At 55.5% G+C, this 5,044-nt stretch carries 3 protein-coding genes; 2 read left to right on the top strand and 1 reads right to left on the bottom strand.

Annotation, left to right across the window (positions count from 1 at the left end; genetic code table 11):
- Positions 1-148: 148 nt before the first annotated feature.
- Positions 149-1,681, bottom strand: coding sequence for a SpoVR family protein (locus tag VGM55_RS02320; RefSeq protein ID WP_154186743.1), 1,533 nt, complete (start codon positions 1,679-1,681; stop codon positions 149-151).
- A gap of 325 nt (positions 1,682-2,006) precedes the next feature.
- Between VGM55_RS02320 and VGM55_RS02315 the strand changes: the two genes are divergently transcribed.
- Positions 2,007-3,305 (top strand): D-amino acid dehydrogenase, encoded by a 1,299-nt coding sequence (locus tag VGM55_RS02315; protein ID WP_154186745.1) that lies wholly within the window; start codon positions 2,007-2,009, stop codon positions 3,303-3,305.
- Positions 3,306-3,316: 11 nt separating this feature from the next.
- Positions 3,317-4,387, top strand: coding sequence for a catabolic alanine racemase DadX (gene dadX, locus VGM55_RS02310; protein WP_331634467.1), 1,071 nt, complete (start codon positions 3,317-3,319; stop codon positions 4,385-4,387).
- Positions 4,388-5,044: the final 657 nt, after the last annotated feature.

Genomic DNA, 5,044 nt, shown 5'->3' with positions numbered 1-5,044 from the left:
ACGTGGTTTTCGACTGTTTGGGGCAAACCAGAGAACATCATTCATTGTTTTGTGCGAGTAGCGATAAACTTTTCGAGGACAATGGACGTTATCAGCAGTTTCAAACGCTTCCTTCAGGAAGCGTTTTTTTTGCGCTTAATTTTTTCCGTTATAGCGTGTTTTTCTGCGGGCAACGCTCAAGCAACTCGACGCTGCCATCCGCGTTTTGCTGCTCCATGATCACGTCAAATCCCCACAGGCGATGCACATGCTTCAGTACCTCCTTCCTCCCTTTATCCAGCGGTGCACGGTTGTGCGGAATATAGCGCAGCGTTAAAGAGCGGTCGCCACGCAGATCCACATCCCAGACCTGAATATTTGGCTCCAGGTTGCTGAGGTTGTACTGCGCCGAGAGCTGAGAGCGAATTTCCCGATAACCTTCTTCGTTATGGATGGCCGAAATCTCCAGGAAATTATTACGGTCGTCATCCAGCACGGTGAACAGGCGGAAGTCTCGCATCAGCTTAGGCGACAGAAACTGGCTGATAAAACTCTCGTCCTTGAAGTCGCGCATGGCAAAGTGCAGCGTTTCCAGCCAGTCTTTACCGGCAATATCCGGGAACCAGTAGCGGTCTTCTTCCGTCGGTGACTGGCAGATGCGTTTGATGTCCTGGAACATCGCAAACCCGAGCGCGTAAGGGTTAATGCCGTTGTACCACGGGCTGTTATACGGCGGCTGAAACACCACGTTGGTGTGGCTATGGAGAAACTCCAGCATAAAGCGGTCGCTGACTTTTCCCTCGTCATACAGATGGTTGAGAATAGTGTAATGCCAGAATGTCGCCCAGCCTTCGTTCATCACCTGGGTTTGCTTTTGCGGATAAAAATACTGGCTGACCTTGCGCACAATGCGCAGGACCTCACGCTGCCACGGCTCCAGCAGCGGAGCGTTCTTCTCCATGAAATACAGCAGATTCTCCTGCGGTTCGGAAGGGAAGCGATGGGCGGACTCCGCGGTTTTTTCCTCTTCCTTACGCGGCAACGTACGCCACAGCGTGTTTACCTGGCTTTGCAGATACTCCTCGCGGCTTTTCTGGCGCGCTTTTTCTTCCTGCAGCGAAATCTTCTGCGGGCGTTTGTAGCGGTCCACGCCATAGTTCATCAGGGCATGGCACGAGTCCAGCAGCCGCTCTACTTCATCCACACCGTAGCGCTCCTCGCACTGGGTAATGTAGTTTTTGGCAAAAATAAGGTAGTCGATTATCGAGCTGGCATCCGTCCAGCTGCGAAACAGGTAGTTATTTTTAAAGAAGGAATTATGCCCGTAACAGGCGTGTGCAATCACCAGCGCCTGCATAGTGATGGTGTTCTCCTCCATCAGATAGGCAATGCAGGGATTCGAATTGATGACGATTTCATACGCCAGCCCTTGCTGCCCGTGTTTATACAGGCGCTCGGTCTCGATGAATTTTTTGCCAAAAGACCAGTGCGGATAATTAATCGGCATCCCCACGCTTGAGTAGGCATCCATCATCTGTTCTGAGGTGATGACCTCAATCTGGTGGGGGTAGGTGTCCAGCCTGTAGAGCTTTGCTACCCGGTCAATCTCAGCCAGGTAGATATCCAGTAGCTCAAACGTCCAGTCGGGTCCGTCGCTCAGACGGTTGGGATCCTTTGTGGCGAAATCAGTTACGGTAGCCATCAGCGCGCCCTCATTGTTTTCGGCTCTCTCTGAATGGAAAGCCTCACTTTCAAGAATAGACAACTCCTGAAAGATAGCGCCGACAAGTAAAATTTTTTATTCGCGATTTATTGATTCCGATACCCGGCTTTTTGCCCGCCATCTAGCATTTTATTTTGGTTAAAATGTTTTCCCGTGCAGGAGATGCTAATTATTCCGGGCCAGTGCTGGCGGGCAAACCTGTGAGGTTAGTCACCATAATAAAGCCATATGTTGAATAACATATTCAACTGAGTTATCAATATGTAATCAGAAGATTATTCTTTTAGCTAATTGCGGAGCAGATATGCGTGTTGTGGTGCTGGGAAGTGGTGTCGTTGGCGTGGCAAGCGCCTGGTATTTACGTCAGGCCGGGCATGAAGTCACCGTTATCGATCGCGAATCAGGGCCGGCGCAGGAAACCAGCGCTGCCAACGCCGGGCAGATCTCACCGGGCTACGCTGCGCCGTGGGCGGCACCGGGCGTCCCGTTAAAAGCCATCAAGTGGATGTTCCAGCGCCATGCGCCTCTGGCCATCAGCCTGGACGGCACCCAGTTCCAGCTAAAATGGATGTGGCAAATGTTGCGCAACTGCGATACCCGCCACTACATGGAAAACAAAGGCCGCATGGTGCGCCTGGCCGAATACAGCCGCGATTGCCTGAAAGAGCTGCGCCACGCTACCGGGATTCAGTATGAAGGACGGCAGGGCGGGACTCTGCAACTGTTCCGTACCGAGCAGCAGTATGAAAGCGCGGCAAAAGATATCGCGGTGTTGAAAGATGCCGGAGTGCCGTATGAGCTTCTGGAAGCCAGCCAGCTCAATCGCGTAGAGCCAGCGCTGGCGGACGTTGCCCATAAGCTGACCGGCGGGCTGCGTTTACCTAACGATGAAACAGGTGACTGCCAGCTGTTTACCCAAAACCTGGCGCGCATGGCGGCGGAAGCGGGCGTTGAGTTTCGCTTCAATACGCCGGTCGATCGCCTGCTGTACGAAAATCAGCAAATCAGCGGCGTGCAGTGCGGCCAGGAAGTGGTGAAGGGTGATGCTTACGTGGTGGCTTTTGGCTCGTACTCCACCGGCCTGCTCAAGGGCATTGCCGATATTCCTGTCTATCCTTTAAAAGGCTACTCGCTGACTATCCCGATTGCCGATGTGCAGGGCGCGCCGGTCTCGACCATTCTCGACGAGACCTACAAAATTGCCATTACCCGCTTTGATAACCGTATTCGCGTCGGTGGAATGGCGGAAATCGTTGGCTTCAATACCGACCTGCTGCAGCCGCGTCGCGAGACGCTGGAGATGGTCGTCAGGGATCTCTATCCGCGCGGTGGGCACGTGGAGCAGGCGACTTTCTGGACCGGCCTGCGCCCAATGACGCCGGACGGTACGCCGATTGTTGGGCGGACACCGTTCAAGAATCTCTGGCTGAATACTGGACACGGCACGCTGGGTTGGACAATGGCCTGCGGCTCAGGCCAGATGTTGAGCGACCTGATCTCCGGTCGCACGCCGGCGATACCGAGCGAGGATTTAGGTATTGCCCGCTACACGCCAGGCTTTACGCCCCTGAGCGCTCGCCATCTTCATGGCGCACATAACTAAAAGGAGCCGTCATGTCCCGTCCTGTGGTAGCGACGCTGGATCTCAGCGCGCTGCGCAATAATCTCGACGTGGTGCGCCGAGCCGCACCGCATTCTCGCGTCTGGTCGGTCGTTAAGGCCAACGCTTATGGCCACGGCCTGGATCGCGTCTGGTCGGCGCTCAGCGCGACAGATGGTTTTGCGATGTTGAATCTCGAAGAGGCCATTTTACTGCGAGAGCGCGGTTGGAAAGGCCCAATCCTGATGCTGGAAGGTTTCTTCCACGCCGATGAGCTGGCGCTGTTCGACAAATACCGGCTGACCACCAGCCTACACAGCAACTGGCAGGTTAAGGCGATAGCAAACGCGAAGCTGAGCGCGCCGCTGGATGTGTATCTCAAAATTAACAGCGGGATGAATCGTCTCGGGTTTACGCCCGATCGGGTGCACGGCATCTGGCAAAAACTCCGTTCTATCCCGAATGTGGGTCAACTGACGCTGATGGCACATTTTGCCGATGCTGAGCAGCCAGAAGGCATTGTTGGGCCGATGAAACGCATTGAGCAGGCCGCGGAGGGCATTGATGCACCTCGCTCACTGTCAAATTCGGCCGCTACGCTGTGGCATCCTGAAGCGCATTTTAACTGGGTTCGCCCGGGCATCATCCTTTATGGCGCTTCTCCGAGCGGGCAGTGGCAGGATGTGGCAACCAGCGGTATACAGCCGGTGATGACGCTCGGCAGCGAAATTATCGGCATCCAGACCCTGAAAGCGGGCGATACCGTAGGCTACGGCAGCCGCTATACGGCAAGCGGTGAACAGCGTATCGGCATCGTCGCGGGTGGCTACGCGGACGGTTATCCACGCATAGCCCCGGACGGCACGCCGGTGATGGTGGACGGCGTGATGACCAGAGTGGTAGGAAAAGTGTCGATGGACATGATTACCGTGGACCTGACGCCATGCCCGCAAGCCGGTATCGGCAGCCCGGTCGAGCTGTGGGGCAAAAACGTCAAAATTGACGATGTCGCCAGCGCCGCAGGTACGGTTGGTTATGAGCTGATGTGTGCGTTAGCGCCGCGAGTGCCGGTGGTGGTGAGTTAATGTTCCTGTTTCTCTAGAGAAGCTGTTTCGTCGTCATAAATACAGCCCATAAAAGATTGGCGGATATTCCGTTCACTTCCAGCCCTGTTTCATATGCAGCCACCGAACCGGTGAACGTCTCGGGAGAATCACCGTCATTCCCCCGAGACCCCGGACTCCCGGCCAAATAAATCGCCGCAAGCGGTAAACCTCCGTTTTATCTCCCAGTCCTGGGTCGGCTGAGATGCGTTCCCGACGCTCTCAGCCTCCGGCCGTTCCCGACGTCCGGACCCTGGCCAGTCGGAGAGAAAACGGAGGCGATTTAAGCCGGAACCGAGCCCCGCTTCAAACCCGCAGCTACACAGAACGTTACAGCCGCTTCAAGACCTACAGCCACACCCTTGTTCCCGGCTCTCATCGCCCCCGGTTATGACCCAACTCAGGCGGGGTTGAGCTGCCGGGAGCAGCGAAAGAGAGCGATCGTCGGGAACGAATCGCGAACGACCCCGAATGTTTGGGTGATAACCGGTGGGTTTTCCGCTTTAGCGGCGATGAGCTCGCCGGGCGCCGGGGCTGTTCGGGGGATGGCGTTATCCCCCGGACACGTTCACCGTACTCTGAACGTGCAGGGGAAATCGATCTGCAGGTGAACGGAACCTTAGCCAATCCGACATAAAC

The sequence above is a fragment of the Cedecea sp. genome, from assembly GCF_036500665.1.
In the GTDB taxonomy this organism is placed as follows: domain Bacteria; phylum Pseudomonadota; class Gammaproteobacteria; order Enterobacterales; family Enterobacteriaceae; genus Cedecea.
Note: the sequence above shows the minus strand (reverse complement) of the source record. Positions and strands in the feature narration are given on the sequence as shown.

Coding starts and splice junctions, on each gene's coding strand:
- dadX (WP_331634467.1), top strand. CDS start 3,317: ATGTCCCGTCCTGTGGTAGCGACGCTGGATCTCAGCGCGCTGCGCAAT.
- VGM55_RS02315 (WP_154186745.1), top strand. CDS start 2,007: ATGCGTGTTGTGGTGCTGGGAAGTGGTGTCGTTGGCGTGGCAAGCGCC.
- VGM55_RS02320 (WP_154186743.1), bottom strand. CDS start 1,681: ATGGCTACCGTAACTGATTTCGCCACAAAGGATCCCAACCGTCTGAGC.